We start from the raw sequence: 25,218 nt of genomic DNA on the forward strand, positions 1-25,218 counted from the left end.
CGCCAGGTACCCGACACCCCCGACACCTGCGCCTGACCACCCAGCTTGCCCTCGGTACCCACCTCACGGGCCACCCGCGTGACCTCGTCGGCGAACGACGACAGCTGGTCGACCATCGTGTTGACGGCTTCCTTGAGCTCCAGGATCTCACCCTCGGCGCTGACGGTGATCTTCTGCGACAGGTCGCCGCGGGCCACCGCGGTGGTCACCTGGGCGATGTTGCGCACCTGGCTGGTCAGGTTGGACGCCATGAAGTTCACCGCGTCGGTGAGGTCCTTCCAGGTACCCGCCACGCCCGGCACCTCGGCCTGGCCACCCAGCTTGCCCTCGGTACCGACCTCGCGGGCCACGGTGATGACCTGCTGAGCGAAGATCCGCAGGGTGTCGGTGAGCGAGTTGATCGTGTCGGCCAGCTCCGCGACCTCGCCCTTCGCCGAAACGGTGATCTTCTGCGACAGGTCACCGTGCGCGATGGCCGTGGTCACCTCGGAGATCGACCGGACCTGGCTGGTCAGGTTCGACGCCATGGTGTTGACCGAGTCGGTCAGGTCGCGCCAGGTACCGGCCACGCCGCGCACGTCGGCCTGGCCGCCCAGCTTGCCCTCGGTACCCACCTCGCGGGCCACCCGCGTGACCTCGTCGGCGAACGACGACAGCTGGTCGACCATCGTGTTCACGGTCCGGCCGATGCGCAGGAATTCACCCTTGAGGGAGTGCCCGTCCATCTCCAGGGCCATCTTCTGCGACAGGTCACCCTCGGCCACCGCGACGATCACGCGGGCGATCTCGGTGGTCGGACGCGCCAGGTAGTCGATGAGATCGTTGACCGCCCGGACGCCGTCGGCCCACTCGCCCTGGAACTGCTCCTCGTCGATGCGCTCGGTCAGCCGGCCCTCCCGGCCGACGACGCGGCGGATCCGCAGCAGCTCGCGGTTGCGGTGCTGCTGGGTGTCGATGACCCGGTTGAGCTGGTCGGCCACCTCGCCGGCCAGGCCGACCCGGCGTCGCAGCCGGGGTTTGAAGTCGCCGGCGGTGATCCGCCCCAGCACGTGCGCCAGCTCCTGGAGCAGGTCGTCGTCGGCCTGGTCGCCGGCGGTCACAGGCGCCTCGTCGACGGTCGTCATGGCGGTCCTCCCGGAGGGTCGATGGAGCCAGGCCGCACCCTAATGGTCGTACCAACGACGAACATGAGCGAGCGCCCCGGTTGGATTGTTACCACCGTTCCGTGGAGACTGCGAGATGTGACAGCTCAGGTGGTGCGGCGCGTCCGACTCCCCGCCGACCATAGCTCCCCGGGTGCGGCGCGTGCCGTCGTTCGATCCGTCCTCGCGGAGGTCGACCTCACCTCCGTCCTCGACGAGGCACTCCTGCTCACCACCGAGCTCGCCACGAACGCCGTCGTACACGCGCGTACCGCGCTGGACCTGGAGGTCGTCGCCGACGACGGCAGCATCACGGTCACCGTCATGGACTTCCGCACCGGTCCGATCACGCACAACCGCAAGCCGCCGAACGGTTCCCCGCGCCCGGCCGACCAGATCGAGGAGCGCGGGCGTGGCCTGCTGCTGGTCGACCAGATCGCAACGTACTGGGGCACACTGCACCATCCGGACGGCAAGGGCGTGTGGTTCCGGTTGAACCGCCCCGCGTCACCCGCCGGGACCGGGCCGGCGGCCCCGGGTAGCATGACCAACCCCACAGCGACCGGCCTCATCCCCCCGAGCCAACCCGCCGCGGACCTGGTCGCCACCACGATCAGGCCACTGCTCGCCGAGCGGGCTCCACAGCAGCCGGGCACCGGTGACGCCGCGACGGTCAGCGTGGAGACCATCGAGGCGCTCATCTCCGGTAGCCGGTCGGCCGCCGGGGGCACCCTGCGCGACCTCGGCGACCAGTTCCTGAGCCAGCTCTGCGCCGCCATCGGCGCCGAGGGTGCGGCCGTCCTCGTCGACCGGGGCGACGGCCGGGGCACGCTCCCGATCGCCGGGTACGGTGCACCGGTGCCCGCCGTCGGCGGGGTACGGGTGCCGCTGCGGCTGCCCCGCCCGTGGCAGGGCGAGCTGGTGGTCACCGAGCCCGGCGGCGGGTACGTCGCCGCGCTGGTCGACCTGTGCGCGGACCGGATCTCCCTGGCGCTCGAGAACGAGCGGCTGCACCGCACCGACGCCGAGCGGCGCACCTGGCTGACCTACCTGGCCGAGGTCAGCGAGCTGCTCGCACAGTCCCTCGACGCCGAGCTGACGCTCGCGCTGATCCCCCGGCTCGTCGTGCCCCGGCTGGGCCGGTGGTGTGCGGTCCACGTCTCCGACGGCCCGGACCGGCTGCGGCTCGCGGCGGTGACCCACGTCGACGAGACCGCCACCGCCGAGCTGCACGAACGGCTCGCGGAGGCGCAACCCCTGCTGCAGGAGGCGCAGCAGGTCGGCGTGGCCGTGCCGCTACCCGCACCGATCGACGGGTACGCGGTGTCGATGTCCGCCCGCGGCCAGCAGCTGGGCGTTCTCTCGATCGGCCACAGCGCCGAGCACCGGATGGGCGCTGAGGAGCTGGCGGTGGTGGAGGACGTGACCCGCCGGGCGGCGCTGGCCCTCGACAACGCCCGCATCCACGCCGAACGCCGACGGATCGCCGAGGGGCTGCAGCGCTCGCTGCTGCCGCCCACCCTGCCCCGGGTGGCCGGGATCGAGTTCGGCGCGGAGTACGTACCGACCGGTGAGGGCATCGACGTCGGCGGCGACTTCTACGACGTGGTGGGACTCGACGACGGCCGCTGGCTCGTCGTGGTCGGCGACGTCTCCGGCAAGGGGGTACACGCCGCGACCGTGACCGGCCTGGTCCGCGAGGTCACCCGGACCCTGGTCCGCGACGGCCGGCCACTGCCGGAGGCGCTCGGCCGGCTCAACGAGATCCTGTGCGAACGAGGCAACGGTCGCTTCTGCACGCTGGTCCTGGCCGCCGTCGCGCCAGGCGCCGACGACCAGCTCGACGTGTCGCTGTACCTGGCCGGGCACGACCGGCCGGTCCTGCTGCGCGCCGACGGCCGGACCGAGCTGGTCGGCGAGTGCGGCACGGCGCTCGGCCTGCTCGACAAGGTCTCGTCACCGCAGGCCACGCTGTCGCTGGGGCCGGGTGAGACGCTCGTGTTCTACACCGACGGGGTCACCGAGCGGCGGCGCGGCGCGGAACTGTACGGAGTGGAGCGGCTGCGGGTGGAAGCGGCCAACCTCGCGGGCTTCCCGGCGGACGCGGTCGCGGCCCGGTTGCGCGCCGCGACGCTCAGCTTCTCGCACGAGCTGCCGCGCGACGACATCGCGATCTTCGCGCTGCGCAACGACCAGGTGGTCTGACGGCCGCTGGCCATGGGGTGGCTAGCGCGTCCGGGCCGCCTGCGACCGCAGCTTGCACAGCAGGTCGGCGACCTCGGCGCAGGAGGCGCTCAGCTCGTACCCGCTGAAGAGGTGCAACGAGTCGCCCGTGTCGATCTCGAGGAGCTCACTGCGGGTGCCGAACCGGCGCCGCTCGTCCACCCGGATCCGCTCGATGCGCTCCCACGGCAGGTGGCGCGTGCCCGTGAAGCCGCTGGGCACGGTCACGCCGGTGGGATCGACGGCGAGCCGTATCGGCAACAGCAGGTCACGCAGCGCGAACGCACCGAGCGCGAGGGCGGCGAGCAGCGCGACCCCGAACCCGACCGGGTCGGCGCGGAACAGCAGCGCCACGAGCAGGAACACGACCGCGACGGCGGCCTTGAGCACGGTGAGCCGCCGGTTGACCCGCCATCTCAGCTCGGTCGGGGCCGCGCCGGAGTCTGCCCTGCGGTCGTCCGGCTCACGGTCGTCCGGCTCGTGGTCGTCCGGCATCCACGGGGTGCGCACCTCCACGGGCCCAGGATGTCACGGGTCGGGACCCGCAGGGTGCCCCGGGAGGTACGATCGACAGAGCCTACTGAGGAGTAACAATGCGGGACGCGGTGATCGTCGGGGCCGTTCGCACCCCCGTTGGCCGACGCAAGGGCGGCCTGTCACACATCCACCCGGTCGACCTTTCCGGCCACGTCCTCTCCGCGCTCGCCGAGCGGACCGGCTTCGACCCGGCGGACGTCGACGACGCGGTGTGGGGCTGCGTGTCGCAGGTCGGCGAGCAGTCCTGGAACGTGGGCCGCAGCGCCGTGCTCGCCGCCGGCTGGCCCGAGTCGGTGCCGGGCACCACGGTCGACCGCCAGTGCGGCTCCAGCCAGCAGGCCGTCCACTTCGCGGCCGGCGCGGTGATCTCCGGCCAGGCCGATCTCGTGGTCGCCGGCGGCGTCGAGTCGATGACCCGGGTGCCGATGGGCTCTTCGGTCGCAGGTGGAATGCCGTTCGGCGAGCGGGTCCGCGCCCGCTACGCCGGGCAGGAGGGGTACGCCGACGGCGAGGTCGCCCCGTTCAACCAGGGCGTCGGCGCCGAGATGATCGCCGCCCGCTGGGGCTTCTCGCGGCGGCAGCTCGACGAGTACGCCCTGTCCAGCCACGCCCGCGCGGCGAAGGCCAGCGACGGTGGCGAGTTCGCCAAGGAGATCGCCCCGATCGACGGCGTCACCGCCGACGAGGGCATCCGGCGCGACACCACGCTGGAGGCGCTCGGCGCGCTGAAGACCCCGTTCTCCGAAGACGGCGTGGTCACCGCCGGCTCGGCCTCCCAGATCTCCGACGGTGCCGCCGCACTCGCCATCACGACCAGCGAGTGGGCGGCCGCACACGGACTGACCCCGCTCGCGCGTATCCACACCGCCGTCGTCGCCGGCGACGACCCGGTCATCATGCTCACCGGCCCGATCCCGGCGACCGCCAAGGCGCTCAAGCGGGCCGGGCTCTCCATCGGCGACATCGGCGCGTACGAGGTGAACGAGGCGTTCGCCCCGGTGCCGCTGGCGTGGCTCGCCGAGACCGGTGCCGACCCGGCCCGGCTCAACCCGCGCGGCGGCGCGATCGCGCTCGGCCACCCGCTCGGCGGCTCCGGCGCCCGGCTGATGACCACGCTGGTGCACCACATGCGCGACAACGGCATCCGGTACGGGCTCCAGACCATGTGCGAGGGCGGCGGGATGGCCAACGCGACCATCCTGGAACTCGTCTAAGGCAGATCGATCCGGACGGCCGGCCGGTACACGCGGTACCGGCCGGCCGTCCGGGCCGGTGCGTCCGACCCGCCGTGGTCGCGCAGGTGGGCGCGCAGCCGGCGGTCGGCCGGCGAGTCCGCCACGAACACGTACGCCGGCCGGCTGTCCGCCGCCACCTCCGCCCGGTACGGCCGGTACCGGTCGAACCCCGGCCGGAGGTGGTCGTCGAGCACCGCGCAGGTCACCGCCTCGCCACTGTCGAAGCTGATCCGGTTGCAGGTCCAGTAGCCGGCGTACACGTGCCGGACACCGACCGACCGCAGCGCCCCGATCAGTTCCCGCTGCTCCCGTGTGTCCGCGGCGGCATCCGGTACCGCCGACCCGACCACCTGCAGCGTCGTCACCGTCATCGCGGCGAGCACCGCGAGGAGCGCGGCGCGCGCCATCCACACCCGCCCCGGACCTGCCCGGCCTCCGTCGCGCGGGTGCCCGCCTCCGCCGCGCGGGTGCCCGCCTCCGCCGCGCGGGTGCCCGCCTCCGCCGCGCGGGTGCCCGCCTCCGCCGCGCGGGTGCCGGGTGCCGAGCCGCCACAGCGGCCAGAGCACGGCGGGCACCGACACCGGCAGGCAGCACAGGTACCGCCCGCTCTCCATCGGCGTGAGCCCGGCGGCCGGACTGCGGGCGTAGGCGACGACGCTGAGCAGCGCACCGAGCGCCAGCGCGAGCCGGAGCAGGAGCCGGGCCCGCTCCACCGGGTCCGGCCGCGCGGTCGGCTGTGGCGGCGGGATCACCTCCGCCGGACCGCGCCGGACGCGCCGCGCCAACCGGACGAACCGCGCCGACCGGACGAACCGTGCCGACCGGATGAGCCGCGCCGACCGGATGAGCCGCCCCGGCCGGGCGCGCGGCCCGGCCCGCAGGGCGCGTACCGCGAGCACCGCGCTGGCGACCAGCAGCGCCAGGTACAGCGGCGCCCACGCCCGCTGCCACGGATGACACGCGCCGGGGCTGCACACGCCGGTACTCAGTGGCACGCCGATCAGCGTCCCGCCACCGAGGCGCTGCGCGAGCGGTACCGGGGGCCCGTCGTTCTGGCTCAGGAAGATGGACAGGGAGTCCTGCCCGGGCCGGGCCCGGAGGTTGTACGCGATCAGCGGCGCGGCCCCGGTGACCAGGCCGGCCAGCAGCTGGCCGCCCATCCGTCCGACGACCTCGCGGCCGGTGAGGACCACGAGGACACCGGCGACCACCAGGAGGTACGGCACGATCACCAGGTGGTCCCACAGGCAGAGGCCGGCCACCAGCCCGCAGGCGAAGAACCCGGCGGCGCGGTACCGGCAACGCCCGACCGCCAAGCCGTACGCCAGCAGGAGCAGGAGCGCCGCGGCGGGCTTGACCTCGGCAGTGCCGCCATGAGCGATCAACTGGTCCTTGATGATCCGGTCGGACCCCAGCGACAGCACCGCGACGACCAGTACGGCGAACCACGCGCTGTAGACCGCCGCGACGAGCCGGTACATCGCGACGAGGAAGACAACGTACAGACCGACCAGCGGCAGCCGCAGCAGCAGTACGGACGGGCCACCGACGGCCAGTAACGGGGCAGCCAGGTACGCCTCGATCGTGCCCATGTAGTGCTGGCCGTAGAAGAAGATCGGGAACTGCTGGCCGGCCGCGATGTGCAGCGCCGCCAGCCCGATCGTCGCCTCGTCGCTGTCCGACCGCGGATAGTCGGCGACGACCAGCCACAGCCGCAACAGGGTCCCGACGGCACCGAGCACGGCAGCGAGGACGGCCGCGCGCCCGGGAGGGAGGGGGCGGCGGGGCCGTGGCGGTACGACGTCGACGCGTTCGCGCGCAAGATTCGCCGGCGCGTTCTGCAATGACCCGCCGCTCCTTCCGCCGACCGCCCGGCCGGGGCGGCCGGGCACCCCGTCGCCCGGCATGGCAGCCGGACCTGCGGGCGGCGACGGGGATCGCGCGGCTGCTTCCCAGAAGCGGCGGAGAATCACCGACGGAAGGCGGCGGAAGTGACTGACCGGCCGGATCAGCAGCAGGGCCAGGTACAACAGCAGGGCCAGGTACAACGGCGCCCACGCCCACTGTCTGCTCTTACGAACTGCTCTTACGAAGCCCGAACGCGGCGTTGACCGGACCCGCTCATCGCTGGTCCAGCATCATCGGCATGACTCGTACACGTATCGGTATCGCGCTGGTTGTCGGTTTCGCCGGTCTGGTCGGACTCACCGCATGCGGACGAGAGGAGCTCGCGACACCGACCACCCTGGTCGCCGACACGGCGCGGCAGATCGAGGTCCAAGGCCTCGACGAACTGGGCTTCGACACGTCGGCTGTGGTGGCGGACCCCGTTGCCGCGCCTGCGCCGGCCGCGTCGCCGAGCACCCCGGGCACGGCATCGAGCACGCAGTCCCACGCCCGCAGAGGGCCTGCCCGTCGGCTGCTCCGCAAGAACACGTTGCACGGCGAGGCGGTCGTGAAGACCAAGGAGGGTACGAAGACCGTCGACTTCCAGCGGGGCACGGTCACCGCCATCGACGACAGGACGGTGACGGTCAGGTCCACCGACGGCTTCACACTGGCGTGGACCTTCGGTAGCCCGATCAAGGTGGTGGAGCACCGCACGGCCGTGCAGCCGAGCGCGGTGAAGGCAGGCACCGAGGTCGGTCTGGCGGGGACCAAGGACGGCGATACGACGACGGCCCACCTGATCGTGATCCGCTGAGCCCCGCCGCAGCGCATGCCCCGGGCCAAGATCGAAACAACTTCCGGGAAGTTGTGGTCTCCCTCCCCCTCTGAGACCCCAACTTCCCGGAAGTTGTGTTGACCATGGCTCGTAGCCGGCCATGGCTCATGGCCGGCCGTGGCTCGTGGCCGGCCGTGGCTCGTGGCCGGCCGTGACTCATGGCCGGCCGTCCCAACCGGCTGAGCGCAATGCCGCCGTCACCTCACGCACGAGCTGGGCGAAGTCACGACCGAGGTGCTTCCTGGTGGCGTGCAGGACCACCCAGCCGGCTCCGACCAGCAGATTCAGCCGGCGTCGGTCGAGTTCGAGCTGACCCGGGTCGGCGTGGTAGGCGCCGTCGTACTCGACCGCCACCCGAAACTCGGGCCACGCCAGGTCGGGATGCAGGGTGAGGGCGCCGGGCAACGGAATCGGATACTGCGGTTCGGGCCGAGGCAGGCCGGCGCGTACCAGTCGCACCCGGATCACGGACTCGGGCGGCGACTGCGCCCGCCCGTCGGCCAGGTCGAACGCGACAGCCGCTCGGCGCCAGCCCCGCGTACCCTCCCGTTCCCGCACCCACGACGTGAGTTCCGCGGGTGTGACGAGCCCGCGTCCGAGCATCGCGTCCAGGATCGGCACGGCCCTGACCGGGTCGAACCAGCTCGCGGTGTCCCATGCGGTCCGGGTCGCGGTGGTACAACGGATGCCCAGCCGGCTGGTCACGTCGTCGTCCGGCAGTTCGACGGCGTGTACGGCCAGGCCGAGTACCGGCCCTAAGCGGGTGCCCGGCGGCACCGCCACGTGCACCCGGTCGGTCCTACCCGCAGCCGATTCGACGCCGTGCAGCCAGGCGGCGGAAGTGCCCGCCAGGGCCGCGGCCGGTGGCATGAGGAGCGCGGCGGCGTGGCAGGACAGACCATGGTCGACGTCGAGGCGACTGTCGGCGTACACGTCGCGCATGAGCCGGCGCCAAGCAGAGCTTCGCAGCTGGCTGGGGGTCAGCAGGCCCTCGTCGAGCGCCAGGCTGCCTCGGAACACCTGCCATTGCAGATTGTCAGGCCGGTACGGCGATTTCGGCATCCGGCCAGGTTCGCGGCCGGAACACCGGCGCCGCCACCATGTGGATAACCCTGTGGACAACTGCGCAACGTCGATCGACACAACTTCCGGGAAGTTGTGGTCTCAGCACGTACCTGAGGCAACAATTTCCCGGAAGTTGTGTCGATCAAGCCACACGAGCACGCCGATCACGCGGCTAGGGGCGCGCCGATCACGCGTTACGGGCGCAACTCGGCGACGCAGCACTTCACGCTGCCGCCGCCCTTCTTCAGCTCGGCCAGGTCGACCGGGACCGGCACGTACCCGGCCGTCCGCAGTTTCGCCGCCAGCGCGCTCGCCTCGCTGTTGAGGACGACGTGCCGCCCGTCGCTGACCAGGTTGAGCCCGAACGCGAGCGCGTCGGCCTCGTCGGCGATCACGGCGTCGGGGAAGATCTGGCGCAGGATCCGCTGCGAGGCGTCGGAGAACGCGCCGGGGTAGTACACGATGTTGCCGTCGTCGAGCGCGGCGAGGGCCACGTCAAGGTGGTAGAAGCGCGGATCCACTAGGCGCAGCGAGATCGCCGGCCGTCCCAGCGCCTCCTGCGCCTCGGCGTGCGCCGCGGGTGCGGTCCGGAAGCCGTACCCGGCGAGGATCAGCCCGCCGTGCGCCTCGGGCAGGTAGGCGAAGTCGCCCTCACCCTCGTTGATCTCAGTGGGCTCGACGAACCGCCAGACCGGGGAGGACTGGTAGAACGCCCGGTGCGCCGCCGCCTCGGCGATCCGCTGCGGGTACCGGAACCGGGCACCGTACGCCACGCCGTCGACGGTGAACGCGCCGTTGGCCGCGTACACCATGTCCGGCAGGCCGGTCTCCGCCGGCAGGACATGAACGGTGTGGCCGAGCCGCCCGAGCGTCTCCCGCAGCAGTTGCCACTGCTTGAGGGCAAGATCCGCGTCGACCGGCGTGGACGTGTCCATCCACGGGTTGATCGCGTACTCGACCGCGAAGTGTTCCGGCGGGCACATCAGGTAGATCCGGCCGCGCGCCGTCCGCACTTGAGGGTTCACGATAATTAAGGGTAGGTACGCTGGAGCGACGATAATAGCGACAGTCATTGCGTCACGGGAGCGGTTCGTTGCAGATGGACGCCACAGACCAACAGATCATTGCGTCGTTGGCCAGCGATGCCCGTGCGTCGTACGCCGACATCGGCGCGAAGGTCTCGCTGTCGGCCCCGGCGGTGAAAAGGCGCGTCGATCGGCTCCGCGCGGCCGGCGTCATCAGAGGGTTCACGGCGGTCATCGACCCGGCGGCGGTGGGCTGGACGACGGAGGCGTTCGTCGAGCTGTTCTGCACCGGTCGCACCACACCGGCGCAGCTCGCGGCCATGGCACGCAAGGATCCCGCGGTCGTCGGGGCGTACACCGTGTCCGGGGAGGCAGATGCGCTCGTCCACCTGCGCGCGGCCGACATCGCCCACCTGGAGCAGGCCCTGGAGCGGCTGCGCGCGGAGCCGTTCGTCACGTCCACGCGCAGCATGATCGTGCTGTCCCGCCTGATCGACTCGGTGAGCACCACCGCCACGCCGGCGACCTGACCGGGTCGGCGGTCGCCGCGATCCCGGAGCCGGAGAGTTAGAGGTACATCCCGGTCCGCTCGTTCTCGGCGCTCCGCCCCGCCGGCTTGTCGCCCTCGCCGAAGAATCGCTTACCGCCGAACTCGCCGTGCAGCCGGTCGTCCAGTTCGTCGGCCAGCCCGGTCATCACCTGGACGGCGAGCATCAGGTGGGTGGGCTGGAAGTCGCGGCCGAACACCGGTACGGACGCCCAGACGGTGTCGTTGGTGCAGTACAGCCGGCCGATCGGCATCCGGTTGGTCAGCTCGGAGAGCTTGACGTAGAGCCGTTCGCTCGGCTCGACCGCGGTGAGGACGGGCGAGAACACGTCGATCAGCGGCGGGTTGTCGCGTACCCGCACGAACACCATCGCCGAGCCGGCCCGGATACCGATGTCGCCGTCCGGGTCGACCGACAGCGCGTCCGGCGTGGTCTTGAGCAGTGAGGCGACCACGGCGGCGACCTGGTCGGCGAGCGGCAGCTCGATCATGTCGTCACCGAGACGGGACAGGGCACGCTCGGTCGCGTCCTCGTCGCTCTCGCCGGCGCCGGCGCCGGCGGCCAGCAGCCGGGCGGCACCCAGTGCACCGATGTTGACCGCCTCGCCGGCGGCGTCGCTGGCCTCGTAGGTGAGGAAGGCCGGGTGCGGCGCCCCGTACACGTCGCGCAGCGTCCGCGACAGGATGACCGCCAGCTGGCTAATCTCGGACGTGGGCAGGCGCAGGCCGAAGAAGCCACCCGATCCGTCGAGCACGCCCGGTGGCGACCAGCCCAGCGCGACGAGGGCTCCGACGGCCGCGCGGTCGAGCCGGTACCCCTCGGGCAGCAGGGCGTTCCCGACCGCCAGCGCGGTCAGCTCACCTGACTCGCCGACCGTGACGCGGACCTCGTACACCGCGTCGCCGGTGCCCGACGCGGTCGGGTCGAGGGTCACGTCGAGGACGGTGCCGGGCGCGAGCCGCCGCAGGGCCGCGGCGAGGGTACGCGCGAAGTCCTGCCACGCCTCCCGGACCTTGCCCTTCAGGTCGGCACCGGCCGCGGTGTCGTCCATATCCAGCAGGAGCGCCTCGCTCGGCAGCTGAGCCGCTCCACCGATCGGCTCAGCAGGCCCGTCCGTCGACTCAACGGTCATGGTCGCCTCCATCCCCACAGCCACACCCTATCGAGTGGCTTGACAGGCACGACCATCGCTCATCGTCCGCGGCCGGCGCTCACCCGTGCCGGCTCACCGCCCACCCCTGGGCGGGTCCGTGCTCACCCGGCGACCGGTAGGGCTCACCCGGTGACCGCCAGGGCCCAACCGGCGACCGCTAGGGCCCAACCGGCGACCGGCGAGGTTCCCCGGCACCGGGGTCATCCCACCGGTCACTGCGCGTCATTACCGGTCACTGCACCGCGTCAGGTCACTGCGCCGCGTCGGGCTGCTGCGCCGCCCAACGGGTGGCCAGGTCGCTGATCGCCGCGGCGGACGCGGTGGGGTCGGCCCCACGGCCGACGGCGAGCCCCAGCAGGTACGCCGAGACCGGCGCGGCCGGCCGGAGAACGCCGTGCGCGACGTCCCGGGCCAGGTCGAGGACCAGCTTGTGCTCGTCGGGGTGGGCCGGCGTCAGGTCCAGCGCGGCGCGTACCTGCGAGATCCAGTCGTCCAGTTGGCTCATGCCCACTCCTCGGCGCGTCGGTAGTCGTCGTCGGTGTCGCAGTCGTACCACGGCGGCGGTCCGCCGATCTCACGTCGGCCGACGCCGTCGGGGCGCAGCCCGGCCGCCAGGGCCCGCATCGACTGCCCGGCCGGCGGCCCCAACTCCGCGAGCCGGCGCCGGAGGGCCGCGAGCCGCCAGACCCCACACAGCCACTGCGGGTGGCCGTCGGCGTCGACGAGGACCGCGCCGTCCCGGCCGCCCGGCCCGCCTTCCCGGTCGCCCGTTTCAACGGTCCGGTCGCCCGATTCAACGGTCCGGTCGCCCGATTCAACGGTCCGGTCGCCCGGCCCACCGTCGCGCCGGGCGATGGTCGCCGCTGCCCGGCGCAGCGCCCTGATGTCGGCGGCCGTGAGGAACGGCAGGTCGGCGGCGAGTACCGCGACGAGCCCGACCTCATCCGACGACGCGTCGAGCGCTGCCAGACCCGCGGCCAGACCCGCCACCGGGCCGCCACCGGGCGGGTGCTCCCGCACCTGGACGACGTCCGTGTCCAACTCCGGCCGGTCCGGGCCGACCACGATGCGGGGCGACGCGTCGCCGACCGCGTCGAGTACGCGGAGCAGCATCGACCGTCCGCCGACCGGCAGCGCCGGCTTGTCCCGCCCGCCCAGCCTGCGGCCACCGCCGCCGGCCAGCACAATCGCCGCGTACCCCGCCGTCACCGGTCCAGTCTGCCCGTCCGTTCGGCACGAGGGCGTACCGGTGTGCGCAGAATGGACGGATGGCACGCCGAAACGTCAGGCACCCGGTGACCCGCATCGACCTCGCGAGCACCAATCCCACGGTCCGTCGCGCCCCCGACCACGTGGCGGCGGAGGAGCCGCTGGAGATCCGGGTGGGGCCGGCCGGGCCGGCCAAGCGCAGCCCGCTCGCGGTCACCATGCGCACCCCCGGCGACGATCTCGACCTGGCGATCGGGTTCCTGCTCACCGAGGGCATCATCGGCAGCGCGGAGGACGTGTACACGGCGCAGTTGTGCGCCGGCGACGACGCGCCGAACACGTACAACGTCGTCGACGTCGTCCTGTCGCCGGGCGTGGACCCACCGGCGACCGACCCGACGCGAAACTTCTACACCACCTCCTCATGCGGCATCTGCGGCAAGGCCAGCATCGACGCGGTCCGCACCCGGTCCCGGTTCGACGTGGCGGCCGACCCGACCGTCGTACCGGCCGCTCTGCTCGCCGAACTGCCGGACCGGCTGCGCGCCGGTCAGGTCGGGTTCGAGCGCACCGGCGGCCTGCACGCGGCGGGCCTGTTCACCGCCGACGGTGGCCTGGTGTGCCTGCGCGAGGACGTGGGCCGGCACAACGCGGTGGACAAGGTCGTCGGGTGGGCGGTCCGCCAGGGACAGCTGCCGCTGGCCGGGCACGTACTCCTGGTCAGCGGCCGGGCCAGCTTCGAGCTGACCCAGAAGGCCACCATGGCCGGTATACCGGTGCTCGCCGCCGTCTCCGCGCCGAGCACGCTCGCCATCGACCTGGCGACGGAGGCCGGCCTCGGACTGGTCGGCTTCCTGCGTGGCACGCACATGAACGTGTACGCGGGAGCCCAGCGGATCAGCGTCGACTGACGGGTCAGCCGGTCGGCGCCGGCCGTCCCCGGTGTCGCCGGTGACGCCGGGGCACCGGTTGCTCGTCGTCGAACACCGACGGCGGCAGTCCCCGGTCGAGCGCCTCGGCGAGCAGGAGCGCGAGCTGGTACGCCGGGTTGGCCGCCAGCGCGCGCTGCACCGCGACCAGGGCCAGCGCACCGTTGCCGGATCTCCAGGCGGCGTACCCGAGCAGGGTCGCCGGGGCCGGGACCAGGTCGGCCCGCGCCCGGCGGGTGACGTCGCGCCACAGGTCGAGGTGCGCGCGGAGCCTGCTGCCCGCCGCGGTGACCCGCGCCCAGCACAGGTCGCGCACCTCGACGCGGACCAGCAGCAGGGTCAGCCGGGCCACCTCGTCGTCGGTGAGGCGACCGCCGTCGGCGTAGCGGCGGACCGCCACGGCGAGGGCACGCACCCCGGCCCGGCGCCGGCTGCCGCCCGGGCCGGCATCCGCGCCCACACCGTCGGGATCGGTCTCCGCACCACCGGCGGGCCGGCCCTGCTCGTCGCCGACCCCGCCCTCCTCGGGGGCGACGTCCTGCTCACCGACGCTGACGGCCAGGTCCCGGGCGGCACGCTCGGTCGCCGCGTCCACGGCGTCGCGTTCGGCGCCTTCGACTGGGGCCAGGAGCTGTTCCAGCGCGGCCCGGTCGGGTAGCGCGACCTGGCCGGAGTAGGTCGCCGCGGCGGCCACCTCGGTGGCGGCGATGTCGTACGGCGTGCCCTCGGCCGGGCAACACCGCACCGACTCGCACAGATAGGACCAGTAACGACCCTGGTGGGCGCGCAGGATCTCGGCGACGCGCAGCCCGTAGCGGTGCAGCGCGTCGCGCAGCGGGAGCACCGTGCGGGTGACGGACGGGCCCTCCCCGTACCCGATGACGAGGGCCACGTCGACGCGTTGCACGGCGAGCACGTCGCCGAGCTGGTCGGCGAGGGCGAGCGCCCGGTCGGGTGGCGCGTCGGGCGGGGGCAGGTCGGCGCGGGCGGTGAAGACCACGCGGGTGCCGGCCAGGCCGACGACCACCACGCTGGCGGCGGGGTGGAAGCCGAGCAGGTACGGCACGGCGGCCAGCAGGTCAGCCGGTGTGTGCAGGGTGATGCGGGGCGTCGGGAAGCTCATGACCGTCGAGCCTGGCCCCGGCGTGCCCACGATCAACAGGAGAAGTTCCCGCCTGTGGACAACGAGATTCTGCCTGTGGACAACCGAGAAACCACCGGTACGGGCAGACCCGCCAACCCCCCGCCGGCAACCACCGATGCCGTCCCCGGCCACCAGCGATGCCGGCACCGTCGGCGGCCATCAGCAATGCCGCCACCGTCCGCGGCCACCAGCGATGCCGGCGCCGTCAGTACCGGAACCGGACTCCGTGCACCTCGACGCCGTCGCGCCACTGACCGTTACGCCGGCTCAGGTCGAGCGCGAGCGTGACCGTGGCCGCGGCGTCGAACCCGGCCCGGTGCAGGCACCGGATCGCGTCCAGGTTGCGCAGCGCCGGGGAGATCGTCAGTTCCCGCATGCCGCGACGGCGGGCCTGCTCGGCGACGTACTCGAGGAGGGCCCGCCCGATGCCCCGACCACGCCGCTCAGCGGTGACCACGATCGGGTCGACCAGGCCCGCCCTGCCCTGCAGGATCAGGCCGACCAGACCGACCACGCCCGCGTCGGCGTGCTGGGCGACCCAGATGCCGGACAGGTCGAGCCGGGTCAGGTACTCCTCGAAGCCGGCGCCCCCGGACGCGTCGGCCGGCGCCGCGACCCCCAGCTCCCCCATGACCGGCGACGTCGCGGAGGGGACCGGCGGCGCGCCCGGATAGAGCCGGCGGTGCTCGGACGTCAACTCGGCCCACAGGCGCCGGCACGCACTGTGGTCGGTCGGCCGGTAACCCCGGATCACCACCGTGGCTGCTTCTCGCGTGGAGAGAAGAGTCTGCGTCATGCGCTCATAGTGACCCCGTGACCGGGCCCGTGACACCGTTTCCGGCAAGCCCGTGACACCGTTTCCGGCAAGGAGGTACCCGCGTTCCGGCCCAGAGGTACCTGGGCATGCGCGATCCCGGAGGCCACCCGCCACCCCGACCGGGTACCGACAGTTGGTTCAAACGGGCACGTACCCGACAAGCAGCATCACCCGGTTCGGCCCTCACCGAGAAGGCGCCCCAGCTGGCTCAGCAGGTCATCGAGGCGGTCGATGATCCCGCCGATACCCGGAGCCGGCGGAGTGACCGGAGGCGAGCCGCCGGGTGTACCGGGCTGCTGCGACGCACCCGGACGCCCCGGCCTCCCGGTCCACCCCGGCTGCGGCGCCGGTCCGGGCCGCGACGCGGCCGGAGGCCGCGACTCCCGGTCCTGTTCCGAACCGCCGCTGCCCGGTGCGACCGGCTGCGGCGCCCGCCTCCATGGAGAGGTACCGGCGGCGCCGACCGGGGCCGATCCGTCGCGCGGCGCCGGCCTGGGCGGTACCGTCACCACGTCGGTGGACGGTGCCACGTCGCCCGCCACCTCCGGCGTCACCACGGGTTCCGGGGTCGCCGGCGGCGTGGTGGACACCGGGCCGGACGCCGCCGCGTCGGCCTCCACCGGGGACGCCGGGGGCGCCGTCACGTCGGGCCGCCGGGGCACCACGACGGGCGGCCCCTGCGGCTCGTCCGCCAGGATCGGCGCGCGCGGCGTGGCGGTGGTGGTCAGCGTCGCCGACCCGGCCAGTACGGCGGCGAACACCGGTACGGAGGCGAGCGTCACCAGAATCGAGACGACGACAGGGTACGGGCGGACGACACGCGGGAAGCGGTGCCGCATGCGATGCCGGGCGACCGGGCGTGGCTCGGAGGGTGACACGCGACGACTCCTTCCGGTCCTAGGTGCTCACCTCGGTGTCCGGGCAGCGGTCACCCGGACGGCCGAGACAGGGCGTGCCCCGGGCGGCCGGCACCCGTACGTCCCACAGTGGGCGCGCCACCCGCGACTTGATAACCACTGTGCCCACTTTCCGACCATGGGGAAGCGCACTGTTTGTCCGACTCGCGATCATGGACTGGTAAAGATCAGCCATCCGGGCTGTGGCGATGGTCACGGGTTCTGCCATGCTGAAGTCGACGACACCGATCGACACCCGCATACCCTGCGAACAAGATCGGGGTTGTCGCTCCCGGACGCTGGGGAAACGGAGGTACCGCCCGCGTCCGAAGCTGCGCACGGCCCCGACCGGGCCGGCCGCGCCAGCTCGCAATCCGCTGGTCGGCGGGGCACCCCCGTTGCCGACGCGAGACACGACAGGGAGACACGGATGGCCAAGGGCGACGGAGCCCCGGCTCGAACCCGGACCGCACGCAGGGCGAAACCCGCGCCGGCACCGGAGTTCGTGCAGCTGCTCACCCCGGAGGGGGAGCGGGTCGATCACCCGACCTACACGGTTGACTTCACCGACGAGGAGTACCGCGGCCTCTACCGCGACCTCGTCACCGTCCGGCGGCTCGACGCCGAGGCGACGGCCCTGCAACGGCAGGGAGAGCTGGGCCTGTGGGCCAGCCTGCTGGGCCAGGAGGCGGCGCAGGTCGGCTCCGGCCGGGCGCTGCTGCCGCAGGACATGGTCTTCCCGACCTACCGTGAGCACGGGGTGCTCTACTGCCGGGGCATCGACCCGATCATGCCGCTGAGCCTGTTCCGCGGCGTCGACCAGGGTGGCTGGGACCCCAACGAGTTCAAGTTCAACATGTACACGATCGTCATCGGCGCGCAGACGCTGCACGCGACCGGGTACGCCATGGGCGTGGCCAAGGACGGCAAGGTCGGCGGCCCGGACGGCGAGGCGGTCATCGCCTACTTCGGTGACGGCGCGACCAGCCAGGGCGACGTGAACGAGGCGTTCGTCTGGTCGAGCGTGTTCAACGCCCCCATCGTGTTCTTCTGCCAGAACAACCAGTACGCGATCTCCGAGCCGCTGGAGCGCCAGACCCGGGTGCCGCTGTACCAGCGGGCCGCCGGGTTCGGTTTCCCCGGTATCCGGGTCGACGGCAACGACGTGCTCGCCGTGTACGCGGTGACCCGCGACGCGCTCGACCACGCCCGCCAGGGCCAGGGCCCGATGCTGATCGAGGCGTACACCTACCGCATGGGTGCGCACACCACCTCCGACGACCCGACCCGGTACCGCATCGCCAGCGAGGTCGAGGCGTGGCAGGCCAAGGACCCGATCAAGCGGGTCCGCGCCTTCCTGGAGAAGCAGGGGCTCGCCGACGCCGCGTTCTTCGACGAGGTCGACGAGTCGGCCCGGCAGATAGCGGTGCACCTGCGCGAACGGGTACTGGACATGCCCAACCCGGACCCGGTTTCGCTGTTCGACCACGTCTACGCCGACGGCTCCCCACTGCTGGACGAGCAGCGCGAGCAGTTCTCGGCCTACCTGGCTTCCTTCGAGGGGGGTGCACACTGATGACCGAGACCCTGACCCTCGGCAAGGCGCTCAACAACGGCCTGCGGCGCGCCCTCGAGTCCAACGACAAGGTGCTCATCATGGGCGAGGACGTCGGCAAGCTCGGCGGCGTCTTCCGCATCACCGACGGCCTGCAGAAGGACTTCGGCGACGAGCGCGTCATCGACACCCCGCTGGCCGAGTCGGGCATCATCGGCACCGCCGTGGGCCTGGCCATCCGCGGGTACCGGCCGGTCTGCGAGATCCAGTTCGACGGCTTCGTGTACCCGGCGTACGACCAGATCGTGTCCCAGGTGGCCAAGCTGCACTACCGGTCGCGGGGCAAGGTACGGATGCCGATCGTCATCCGGATCCCGTTCGGTGGCGGTATCGGCGCGGTCGAGCACCACTCCGAGTCCCCGGAGGCGTACTTCGCGCACACCGCCGGGCTCAAGGTCGTCTCGTGCGCCAACCCGAACGACGCGTACTGGATGATCCAGCAGGCCATCGCCTCCGACGACCCGGTCGTCTTCCTGGAGCCCAAGCGGCGGTACTGGGAGAAGGGCGAGGTCGACCCGGCCGGCGAGCCCTACCCGCTGCACGCGTCGCGGGTGGTGCGCCCCGGCACCGACTGCACCGTGGTCGCGTACGGGCCGATGGTGCGCACCGCACTGGACGCCGCGACCGCGGTGGAGGGCGAGCGCTCCCTCGAGGTGATCAACCTGCGCACGCTGTCGCCGCTGGACCTCGGGCCGGTCTACGAGTCGGTCCGCAAGACCGGCCGGCTGGTCGTCGTCCACGAGGCGCCGTCCAACCTGGGCCTCGGCGCCGAGGTGGCCGCCCGCGTGACCGAGCGCTGCTTCTACTCGCTGGAGGCCCCCGTGCTGCGGGTCACCGGTTTCGACACGCCGTACCCGGCCGCCCGGGTCGAGGAGGAGTACCTGCCCGACCTGGACCGGGTACTCGACGGCGTCGACCGGACGTTCGGGTGGTGACGCCGGTGACGCGGATCAAGGAGTTCCCGCTGCCCGACCTGGGCGAGGGCCTCACCGAGGGTGAGATCCTCAAGTGGCTGGTCGGCGTCGGCGACATGATCGAGCTCAACCAGCCGATCGTGGAGGTGGAGACGGCCAAGGCCGCGGTGGAGATCCCGGCGAAGTGGGCCGGCCGGGTCAGCGCCATCTTCCACCCGGAGGGCCAGACGGTCGAGGTCGGCACCCCGATCATCGCGATCGACACCGACCCGACTGCCGGCCCGCTGGAACACCCGGGCCCGGTGAACGGGTCGGCCGGGTCGGCCACGGCCACGCCGTCGGCGGCGTCGCTGGCGGCGGTCGAGATCGCCCCGGCCGAAGGCGCCGTGGAGCCCGGTTTGATCGGCGGACCGGCACCCGGCGGGCGTACCGCGGTGCTCGTCGGGTACGGGCCGAAGAACACGGTCGCCCAGCGGCGCCCGCGGTCGACCACCGCGGGTGCGGCCGCACCGGCAACGACATCCGCGCCGGCAACCACGTCCGCGCCGGTGGTCGAGCCGCCCGTACGGGAACGGGAGCAGCCCCCGGCAGCACTGCACCGGCCGCTGGCCAAGCCGCCGGTCCGCAAGCTCGCCAAGGATCTCGGCGTCGACCTGTCCACGCTGACCGGGACCGGGCCGAACGGCTCGATCACCCGGGAGGACGTGCACCAGGCGGTCCGGCGGCCGGCCGCGACGGCGGCGCCGCTCCCGGCCGCGGCGAGTTTCGGCCCCGACCGCGAGCAGCGCATCCCGGTCAAGGGGGTACGCAAGCTGACCGCCGAGAACATGGTGGCGAGCGCGTTCACCGCGCCGCACGTCACCGAGTTCCTCACGGTCGACGTGACCCGCGCGATGAAGGCCCTCGACCGGCTGCGCGCGATGCCCGACTGGCGGGACGTACGGGTCTCGCCGCTGCTGCTGGTGGCGAAGGCCGTCCTGGTCGCACTCAAGCGGTACCCGATGGTCAACTCCACCTGGGCAGGTGAGGAGATCGTCGTCAAGGAGTACGTGAACCTGGGTATCGCGGCGGCGACCGAGCGCGGGCTGATCGTGCCCAACATCAAGGACGCCGGCAGGCTGACCCTGCGCGAGCTGGCCGACGCGATGACGGCCCTGGTCGGCACCGCCAAGGAGGGTCGCACCTCGCCGGCCGACATGGCCGGTGGCACGTTCACGATCACCAACGTGGGCGTGTTCGGCGTGGACACCGGGACGCCGATCCTGCCGCCGGGTGAGTCCGCGATCCTGGCCTTCGGCGCCGTGCGTGAGCTGCCGTGGGTACACAAGGGCAAGGTCAAGCCGCGGCAGGTGACCACGCTGGGTCTGTCGTTCGACCATCGGATCATCGACGGCGAGCTGGGTTCGAAGTTCCTCCGCGACGTCGGCGCCTTCCTCGCCGATCCGGAGGCGGCCCTGCTCGCCTGGGGCTGAGCGCCCGTCCGGGGAAGACGAACCCCGACGCAGCGGCCCCCGTACCCGGCTTCACGGCCGGGTACGGGGGCCGTTTCCGTGCCCGGACCACGATGGCCGTTTTCGTCCCGGACCTCCGTGGTCGGCGCGCCGGATGACCATTATCGACGTGCCGTCCCTGTTGCGGCGTTATGCCCGGATCCCCTTCAGCAACCCAAGAGCACCTACCCGATAACCTTCGAATCGTTTGTCAGTGCGCGAGATCACCTAATAATCGTTGGCACCCACGCATGGCGGTGCGCTCTACTGGAGGTACACCGAGCTGTACGACCTGGAGTGAGACCATGAGCACCGTGATGGACCGGTACCGCGCCCGGCGGGACGCCGCCCGTCGCCGCCAGGCGATCGAGCGCGCCCTCTACGCGGTCCCGTCGCGCGCCCTTCGCGCCGAACTGATGGACATCGCGAACCGCTGACCTTCCTTCCCTCCTAACCGCCGCCGACCCGTCGGGACCGCTCCCGGCGGGTCGGCGGCGTTTTCGGGCACGTCGGTGATGCCGTCATCCGGCTCTGGCGTGTGCCAGGTAGGTTGGGGCTGCCACCCCCACGGGCCGATGCCTGTGCATCGTCGAGCCGGTGCGTCCGGCGGGGTGGCCAGGTACGCGATGAGGAGGCACGCATGTCGCACGACGCGAACCCGCCTGGCCACGAGCCGGCGGAGGGCTATGCGGGTGCGGGCTCACCGTGGGCAGCCCCGCCCGATGCTGACGAGCCCGTAGCCGCCGAGGGGGCCGGCGCGGCGCGCGCCCGGGCCTCGGTACCGCAGGCCAGGGGAAGCGCGTCGGTGCAGCCACCCTCCGCACCGCACCCCGTACCCGGCGAGTCCGAAGCCTGGCAGGGACAGCCGGACGAGCAGGTCAGCCGGCCGGGGCCGTTCCCACCGGCCGGGCCGCCGCCGCAGGGGTACATGCCGCCCGCCTCGGGCACCGCGTCCGTGCCGCCGCGCGCCGCCGGCGCGGCGCAGGTGTACGGCTCGCCGCCGCCCGGCCAGCCACCGGCATTCGGCGCGACCCCACCCGGCCAGGCCCAGGTGTACGGCTCGCCGGCACCCGCCCAGGCACCGGTCTCGCCACCGGCCGGTCAGGCACCGGTCTCGCCACCGGCCGGGTACGCCCCGCCGCCGGCACCGCCCGGTAGCTTCCCCGCCTACCCGCCGGCCCAGGAGTACGGGCAGGCCACCCAGGCCTTCAACCCCGGCCAGGACTACGGCCAGCCGAACCAGCCCTTCAACCCCGCCGGGCAGGACTACGGCCAGCCGAACCAGCCCTTCAGCCCACCCGCCCCACCGGCCCAGGAGTACGGACAGGCCACCCAGGCCTTCAACCCCGGCCAGGACTACGGCCAGCCGAACCAGCCCTTCAGCCCACCCGCCCCACCGGCCCAGGAGTACGGACAGGCCACCCAGGCCTTCAACCCCGGCCAGGACTACGGCCAGCCGAACCAGCCCTTCAACCCCGCCGGGCAGGACTACGGCCAGCCGAACCAGCCCTTCAGCCCACCCGCCCCACCGGCCCAGGAGTACGGACAGGCCACCCAGGCCTTCAACCCCGCTGGACAGGGCTACGGCCAGCCGAGCGGCGGCTACCCGATGCCGGGACAGGCCGGTTACCCGGTACCGCCGTTCCAGGGACAGCGGGAGGCCCCGCCCAACGTCTACGGCACGCCGAGCGCCCCGCCTGCCCAGGGGTACGGGCCGCAGACCTACGGCACCTACGGCGAGACGCCGGACGGACCGCAGGATCCGAACGCCCCGGGTGGGAAGAACAAGCGGCTGCTCCTCATCCTCGCGCTGGTCGCGGTGGTCGTCGTGATCGCCGCGGTGGCCACGGCGATCACGGTGACGATGCGGGGGTCGAGCGCCGACTTCGCGGTCAACGACTGCGTGAAGCAGAGTGGCAGCAAGGCCGTGAAGGCCACCTGCTCCGAGAGCGGTGCCTACCGGGTCGTCAACAAGGTCGAGCAGCAGTCCAAGTGCCCCGACGCCAACCAGCCGTACGTGGTCGTGTCCAAGGACGGCAAGGACGAGGTGCTCTGCCTGCGTCCGGCTGACCAGAAGTAGCGCCCAGGAGACGACACGGCGGAGCCCCCGGGACCGGTCCCGGGGGCTCCGCCGTTCAGTGACCGGCCGTCCCGGTCAGAGGGTCACGAGCAGTTCGGTGAGGCGCCAGGTTCCCGGGTCGGGGACCCGCCGGGCGCCGTCCGCGGCGAGCGCCAGCCGGGGAAAGCGACGCAGTAGTACGGTGAGTGCGACCTCGGTCTGTACCCGCGCCAGCGCCGCGCCGAGGCAGAAGTGCGGCCCGTGGCCGTACCCCAGGTGCGCCTTCCGGTCCTCTGGGCGGCGGACGTCGAGTCGATCCGGGTCGGTGAACACGCGGGGGTCCCGGTTGGCGGAGGCGAGCGCGGCAGTGACCGGCTCGCCCTTGCCGATCGGTACGCCGACGATCTCGACGTCCTCGTGGGCGAAGCGCGGCACGCTCAGTAGTTGCGGGCCGCACCAGCGGGTCAGCTCCTCGACGGCGCCCGGCATGAGACCTGCGTCGGCACGCAGCGCCGCGAGCTGGTCGGGGTGTCCGAGCAGAGCCTCGACCGCGTTGGCGATGAGGTTCGCCGGGGTCTGTCCGGCGAGGACGAGATGCCAGACCAGCGTGACCAGCTCGTCCTCGCTGAGCCGGTCCTCGTCCTCGGCGTGGATGCCGATCAGCTCGGACAGCAGGTCTGGCCCGGGCCGGCCGGTGCGATCGGCGATCGCCGCCACCGCGTCGCGCATGATGGCGGGGATGGCCTCGGCGAACGCCGCGCCGTGACCGGCGGCGACCGCGGCGCCGTACCCGTGCCAGCTCGCCCGGCTCTCCGGCGGGATACCGACCAGCTCGCAGATGACGTCGATGGGTAGCGGCCGGGCGAGGGTCGCGAGCAGGTCCACCGCGCCCCCGGCGACCTGTTCACCCAGATCGTCGAGCAGGGCGTCGACCAGGGCCGCGATCCGCGGCCGGAACTCAGCGGCGCGCCGGGCGGTGAACGCGGGCGACACCAACCGGCGCAGCCTTGCGTGCGCGGGGCCGTCCATCTCACCCATGGTCCGCATGTACTTCAGGCAGTGCTCGGGCACGTCAGGGCGCAGGTAGCTGGTGGTGTTCAGCGCGAACCGGGAATCGGCGAGCATCGCCTTCGCGTCCTCGTACCGCGTCACCGCCCACATCTCACCGAACCCCGGTGCCACCAGGCGAGCGAGCGGGGCCCGTTCGCGTGCGGCGGCGTACGCGGTGAATGGGTCTCGCAGCACGGCCGGATCGGACAGTTCGATGCGCGGGATCTCCATGCCTCACCCTCGATTCAGATGTTAATACCAGATGTTCATATCATTTGAATGGCGACGGTATCCTACGATCACGGCCACGGCAATGGACGCGACGGCGAGGGGGACGATGGTTCGGCGCAGCAGGGCGGAGATGCAGGAACACAACCGCGCCAGGGTGCTGGCCGCCGCCCGCGACGAATTCACCGAACACGGCTTCCGGGACGCCAAGATCGACCAGATCGCCGAACGGGCCGACCTGACCCGCGGTGCGGTCTACTCCAACTTCCCCAGCAAGCGCGCCCTCTACTTCGCGGTACTGACCCAGGCCGCCGAGGAGGCCGCCGACCCGCCGTACCCTCCGACCGCCGGGACGGCCGGCGCGGCACTGGCGGACTTCGCGCGCGCCTGGATGGCCCGCCTGCCGCTGTCCACCGAGGACCGGCACAGCGCGACCCGCCTGAGCCGCGATCTCATCCCCGAGATCCTGGCCGACGAACGGACCAGTCGTCCGTTCTCGCAGCTGACGAGCCTGAGCGCGATCCTGCTCGGACTGTCGCTGGAGCGGCTGGGGCCGACGAAGGCCGCGACCCGCATGGTCCGGGCGGCCGAGGTCGCCCTGACGACACTGCACGGGGCGAGCCAGCTCGCGGCGGCCGCACCGGGGTTCGGTGAGCCGTTCGCCGTGGTCCGGGCCTGCGAGGGGCTGGCCGATCTCGATCTCGACGATGCGTGGGAACCCTCCCACCTGCCGCACGTCGCCCCCGCGCGCCCCACCGACCAGGCGTGGGCCCCGCCGGCCATGATCGATGCCCTCCGCGCCGAGCCGGCACACCTGGCCCGTGACGGCGTCGTCGCGATCCTCGGCCTGCACCGCGTGGCCGCCATCGAGGAGGCGCGCCGTGCCGCGCCACCCACCGCGGAGGTGACCGCGGTCCTCGTTACCGGCAACCCCGGCGAGCTGGGACCGCTGGCCCGCCTCTCGATCACCGAGCTACGCGGCTGTCTCCGAGCCGCCGTTCCGGCGGCAGCCTGGCCCCGGATCCAGATCGTCCACGATGAATCGGGCGTCCTCGCCGCGGCCGCGGGCGTGCCCGCATGCAGCGACGCCACCGAAAGCGCGGTACGCGTCGAGGGCGGCCGGATCGTTGCCCGCGCCGACGGCTACGGCGCGTGCCACGCGGTCGCCTCGGGGTGACAGCTCTTCTCCCGCACGCCGGTGCGTCCTCTCCCGC

24 protein-coding genes are annotated in these 25,218 nt (G+C 72.6%); 11 read left to right on the forward strand and 13 right to left on the reverse strand.

The genetic code is table 11. The features are described from left to right. Positions 1–1,124 (reverse strand): HAMP domain-containing protein (locus ACNTMW_RS10060; protein ID WP_426633171.1); only part of this gene is annotated, 1,124 nt, incomplete at its 3' end. A gap of 117 nt (positions 1,125–1,241) precedes the next feature. Here ACNTMW_RS10060 and ACNTMW_RS10065 point away from each other — a divergent pair. Beyond that, positions 1,242–3,347, forward strand: a complete 2,106-nt coding sequence (locus ACNTMW_RS10065; RefSeq protein ID WP_426633172.1) for a SpoIIE family protein phosphatase — start codon at positions 1,242–1,244, stop codon at positions 3,345–3,347. 21 nt (positions 3,348–3,368) lie between these two features. On the opposite strand, the gene ACNTMW_RS10070 is transcribed toward ACNTMW_RS10065, so the two are convergent. Continuing rightward, positions 3,369–3,881 (reverse strand): PH domain-containing protein, encoded by a 513-nt coding sequence (locus tag ACNTMW_RS10070; protein ID WP_426633173.1) that lies wholly within the window; start codon positions 3,879–3,881, stop codon positions 3,369–3,371. Positions 3,882–3,958: 77 nt separating this feature from the next. Between ACNTMW_RS10070 and ACNTMW_RS10075 the strand changes: the two genes are divergently transcribed. After that, on the forward strand, positions 3,959–5,116 hold the full coding sequence (locus ACNTMW_RS10075; protein WP_426633174.1) for an acetyl-CoA C-acyltransferase: 1,158 nt from the start codon (positions 3,959–3,961) through the stop codon (positions 5,114–5,116). Here ACNTMW_RS10075 and ACNTMW_RS10080 read toward each other — a convergent pair. Continuing rightward, positions 5,113–6,981 carry a hypothetical protein gene (locus ACNTMW_RS10080; protein WP_426633175.1) on the reverse strand — a complete coding sequence of 623 codons (1,869 nt, stop codon included), beginning with the start codon at positions 6,979–6,981 and terminating at the stop codon, positions 5,113–5,115. The genes ACNTMW_RS10075 and ACNTMW_RS10080 overlap by 4 nt on opposite strands. A gap of 302 nt (positions 6,982–7,283) precedes the next feature. Between ACNTMW_RS10080 and ACNTMW_RS10085 the strand changes: the two genes are divergently transcribed. Beyond that, entirely contained in the window at positions 7,284–7,841 is a 558-nt protein-coding gene (locus ACNTMW_RS10085; RefSeq protein ID WP_426633176.1) for a hypothetical protein, read from the forward strand. A gap of 177 nt (positions 7,842–8,018) precedes the next feature. Here the strand turns inward: ACNTMW_RS10085 and ACNTMW_RS10090 are convergent, their stop codons facing one another. After that, positions 8,019–8,882 (reverse strand): endonuclease domain-containing protein, encoded by an 864-nt coding sequence (locus tag ACNTMW_RS10090; RefSeq protein WP_426633177.1) that lies wholly within the window; start codon positions 8,880–8,882, stop codon positions 8,019–8,021. 239 nt (positions 8,883–9,121) lie between these two features. Further along, a complete protein-coding gene (gene ddaH / locus ACNTMW_RS10095; protein ID WP_426633178.1) occupies positions 9,122–10,000 on the reverse strand; it encodes a dimethylargininase in 879 nt (292 codons plus the stop codon). Between the two features lie 20 nt (positions 10,001–10,020). Here ddaH and ACNTMW_RS10100 point away from each other — a divergent pair, with 20 nt between their 5' ends. Then, a complete protein-coding gene (locus tag ACNTMW_RS10100; protein WP_426633179.1) occupies positions 10,021–10,482 on the forward strand; it encodes an Lrp/AsnC family transcriptional regulator in 462 nt (153 codons plus the stop codon). A gap of 37 nt (positions 10,483–10,519) precedes the next feature. Here the strand turns inward: ACNTMW_RS10100 and ACNTMW_RS10105 are convergent, their stop codons facing one another. The 3 genes from ACNTMW_RS10105 to mobA all read right to left on the reverse strand — a co-directional run bounded on the left by ACNTMW_RS10105 (position 10,520) and on the right by mobA (position 12,862). Continuing rightward, the gene (locus ACNTMW_RS10105) at positions 10,520–11,632 is read right to left on the reverse strand and encodes a T3SS (YopN, CesT) and YbjN peptide-binding chaperone 1 (protein WP_426633180.1); all 1,113 of its coding nucleotides are present in this window, start codon (positions 11,630–11,632) and stop codon (positions 10,520–10,522) included. 271 nt (positions 11,633–11,903) lie between these two features. Then, a complete protein-coding gene (locus ACNTMW_RS10110) occupies positions 11,904–12,158 on the reverse strand; it encodes a DUF6457 domain-containing protein (RefSeq protein WP_426633181.1) in 255 nt (84 codons plus the stop codon). Continuing rightward, a complete protein-coding gene (gene mobA / locus ACNTMW_RS10115; RefSeq protein WP_426633182.1) occupies positions 12,155–12,862 on the reverse strand; it encodes a molybdenum cofactor guanylyltransferase in 708 nt (235 codons plus the stop codon). Before mobA ends, ACNTMW_RS10110 begins: the two co-directional genes overlap by 4 nt. Positions 12,863–12,921: 59 nt before the next feature. On the opposite strand from mobA, the gene fdhD reads away from it, so the two are divergent. Beyond that, positions 12,922–13,773 (forward strand): formate dehydrogenase accessory sulfurtransferase FdhD, encoded by an 852-nt coding sequence (fdhD, locus tag ACNTMW_RS10120; RefSeq protein WP_426633183.1) that lies wholly within the window; start codon positions 12,922–12,924, stop codon positions 13,771–13,773. 4 nt (positions 13,774–13,777) lie between these two features. Here fdhD and ACNTMW_RS10125 read toward each other — a convergent pair whose 3' ends face one another. The 4 genes from ACNTMW_RS10125 to ACNTMW_RS10140 all read right to left on the reverse strand — a co-directional run bounded on the left by ACNTMW_RS10125 (position 13,778) and on the right by ACNTMW_RS10140 (position 16,778). Continuing rightward, positions 13,778–14,914, reverse strand: coding sequence for a DUF4192 domain-containing protein (locus tag ACNTMW_RS10125; RefSeq protein WP_426633184.1), 1,137 nt, complete (start codon positions 14,912–14,914; stop codon positions 13,778–13,780). Between the two features lie 226 nt (positions 14,915–15,140). Continuing rightward, positions 15,141–15,731, reverse strand: coding sequence for a GNAT family N-acetyltransferase (locus tag ACNTMW_RS10130; protein ID WP_426633185.1), 591 nt, complete (start codon positions 15,729–15,731; stop codon positions 15,141–15,143). A 188-nt stretch (positions 15,732–15,919) separates the two neighbouring features. Next, entirely contained in the window at positions 15,920–16,630 is a 711-nt protein-coding gene (locus tag ACNTMW_RS10135; RefSeq protein ID WP_426633186.1) for a hypothetical protein, read from the reverse strand. Between the two features lie 19 nt (positions 16,631–16,649). Further along, on the reverse strand, positions 16,650–16,778 hold the full coding sequence (locus ACNTMW_RS10140) for a hypothetical protein (protein WP_426633187.1): 129 nt from the start codon (positions 16,776–16,778) through the stop codon (positions 16,650–16,652). A gap of 300 nt (positions 16,779–17,078) precedes the next feature. Here ACNTMW_RS10140 and pdhA point away from each other — a divergent pair, with 300 nt between their 5' ends. From pdhA to ACNTMW_RS10165, 5 genes are all read left to right on the forward strand, one after another. Next, a complete protein-coding gene (pdhA, locus tag ACNTMW_RS10145; protein ID WP_426633188.1) occupies positions 17,079–18,224 on the forward strand; it encodes a pyruvate dehydrogenase (acetyl-transferring) E1 component subunit alpha in 1,146 nt (381 codons plus the stop codon). Continuing rightward, complete coding sequence (locus ACNTMW_RS10150) at positions 18,221–19,198, forward strand: alpha-ketoacid dehydrogenase subunit beta (protein WP_426633432.1); 978 nt, start codon at positions 18,221–18,223, stop codon at positions 19,196–19,198. The genes pdhA and ACNTMW_RS10150 overlap by 4 nt, the downstream gene beginning before the upstream one ends. A 5-nt stretch (positions 19,199–19,203) precedes the next feature. Further along, positions 19,204–20,649, forward strand: a complete 1,446-nt coding sequence (locus ACNTMW_RS10155; protein ID WP_426633433.1) for a dihydrolipoamide acetyltransferase family protein — start codon at positions 19,204–19,206, stop codon at positions 20,647–20,649. 323 nt (positions 20,650–20,972) lie between these two features. Next, complete coding sequence (locus ACNTMW_RS10160) at positions 20,973–21,104, forward strand: hypothetical protein (RefSeq protein ID WP_426633189.1); 132 nt, start codon at positions 20,973–20,975, stop codon at positions 21,102–21,104. Positions 21,105–21,307: 203 nt separating this feature from the next. Continuing rightward, on the forward strand, positions 21,308–22,747 hold the full coding sequence (locus tag ACNTMW_RS10165) for an LppU/SCO3897 family protein (protein ID WP_426633190.1): 1,440 nt from the start codon (positions 21,308–21,310) through the stop codon (positions 22,745–22,747). 75 nt (positions 22,748–22,822) lie between these two features. Here ACNTMW_RS10165 and ACNTMW_RS10170 read toward each other — a convergent pair whose 3' ends face one another. After that, positions 22,823–24,007, reverse strand: coding sequence for a cytochrome P450 family protein (locus ACNTMW_RS10170; protein WP_426633191.1), 1,185 nt, complete (start codon positions 24,005–24,007; stop codon positions 22,823–22,825). 130 nt (positions 24,008–24,137) lie between these two features. On the opposite strand from ACNTMW_RS10170, the gene ACNTMW_RS10175 reads away from it, so the two are divergent. Next, positions 24,138–25,181 (forward strand): TetR/AcrR family transcriptional regulator, encoded by a 1,044-nt coding sequence (locus tag ACNTMW_RS10175; protein ID WP_426633192.1) that lies wholly within the window; start codon positions 24,138–24,140, stop codon positions 25,179–25,181. Positions 25,182–25,218: the final 37 nt, after the last annotated feature.

Source organism: Planosporangium spinosum (genome assembly GCF_049999945.1).
Lineage (GTDB): Bacteria > Actinomycetota > Actinomycetes > Mycobacteriales > Micromonosporaceae > Planosporangium > Planosporangium spinosum.

What these genes read in the sequence shown, in the direction of transcription:
- ACNTMW_RS10075 (WP_426633174.1), top strand. Translation starts at nt 3,959, where the DNA reads ATGCGGGACGCGGTGATCGTCGGGGCCGTTCGCACCCCCGTTGGCCGA.
- ACNTMW_RS10085 (WP_426633176.1), top strand. Translation starts at nt 7,284, where the DNA reads ATGACTCGTACACGTATCGGTATCGCGCTGGTTGTCGGTTTCGCCGGT.
- ddaH (WP_426633178.1), bottom strand. Translation starts at nt 10,000, where the DNA reads ATGACTGTCGCTATTATCGTCGCTCCAGCGTACCTACCCTTAATTATC.
- ACNTMW_RS10105 (WP_426633180.1), bottom strand. Translation starts at nt 11,632, where the DNA reads ATGACCGTTGAGTCGACGGACGGGCCTGCTGAGCCGATCGGTGGAGCG.
- ACNTMW_RS10110 (WP_426633181.1), bottom strand. Translation starts at nt 12,158, where the DNA reads ATGAGCCAACTGGACGACTGGATCTCGCAGGTACGCGCCGCGCTGGAC.
- fdhD (WP_426633183.1), top strand. Translation starts at nt 12,922, where the DNA reads ATGGCACGCCGAAACGTCAGGCACCCGGTGACCCGCATCGACCTCGCG.
- ACNTMW_RS10125 (WP_426633184.1), bottom strand. Translation starts at nt 14,914, where the DNA reads ATGAGCTTCCCGACGCCCCGCATCACCCTGCACACACCGGCTGACCTG.
- ACNTMW_RS10130 (WP_426633185.1), bottom strand. Translation starts at nt 15,731, where the DNA reads ATGACGCAGACTCTTCTCTCCACGCGAGAAGCAGCCACGGTGGTGATC.
- pdhA (WP_426633188.1), top strand. Translation starts at nt 17,079, where the DNA reads ATGGCCAAGGGCGACGGAGCCCCGGCTCGAACCCGGACCGCACGCAGG.
- ACNTMW_RS10160 (WP_426633189.1), top strand. Translation starts at nt 20,973, where the DNA reads ATGAGCACCGTGATGGACCGGTACCGCGCCCGGCGGGACGCCGCCCGT.
- ACNTMW_RS10165 (WP_426633190.1), top strand. Translation starts at nt 21,308, where the DNA reads ATGTCGCACGACGCGAACCCGCCTGGCCACGAGCCGGCGGAGGGCTAT.
- ACNTMW_RS10170 (WP_426633191.1), bottom strand. Translation starts at nt 24,007, where the DNA reads ATGGAGATCCCGCGCATCGAACTGTCCGATCCGGCCGTGCTGCGAGAC.
- ACNTMW_RS10175 (WP_426633192.1), top strand. Translation starts at nt 24,138, where the DNA reads ATGCAGGAACACAACCGCGCCAGGGTGCTGGCCGCCGCCCGCGACGAA.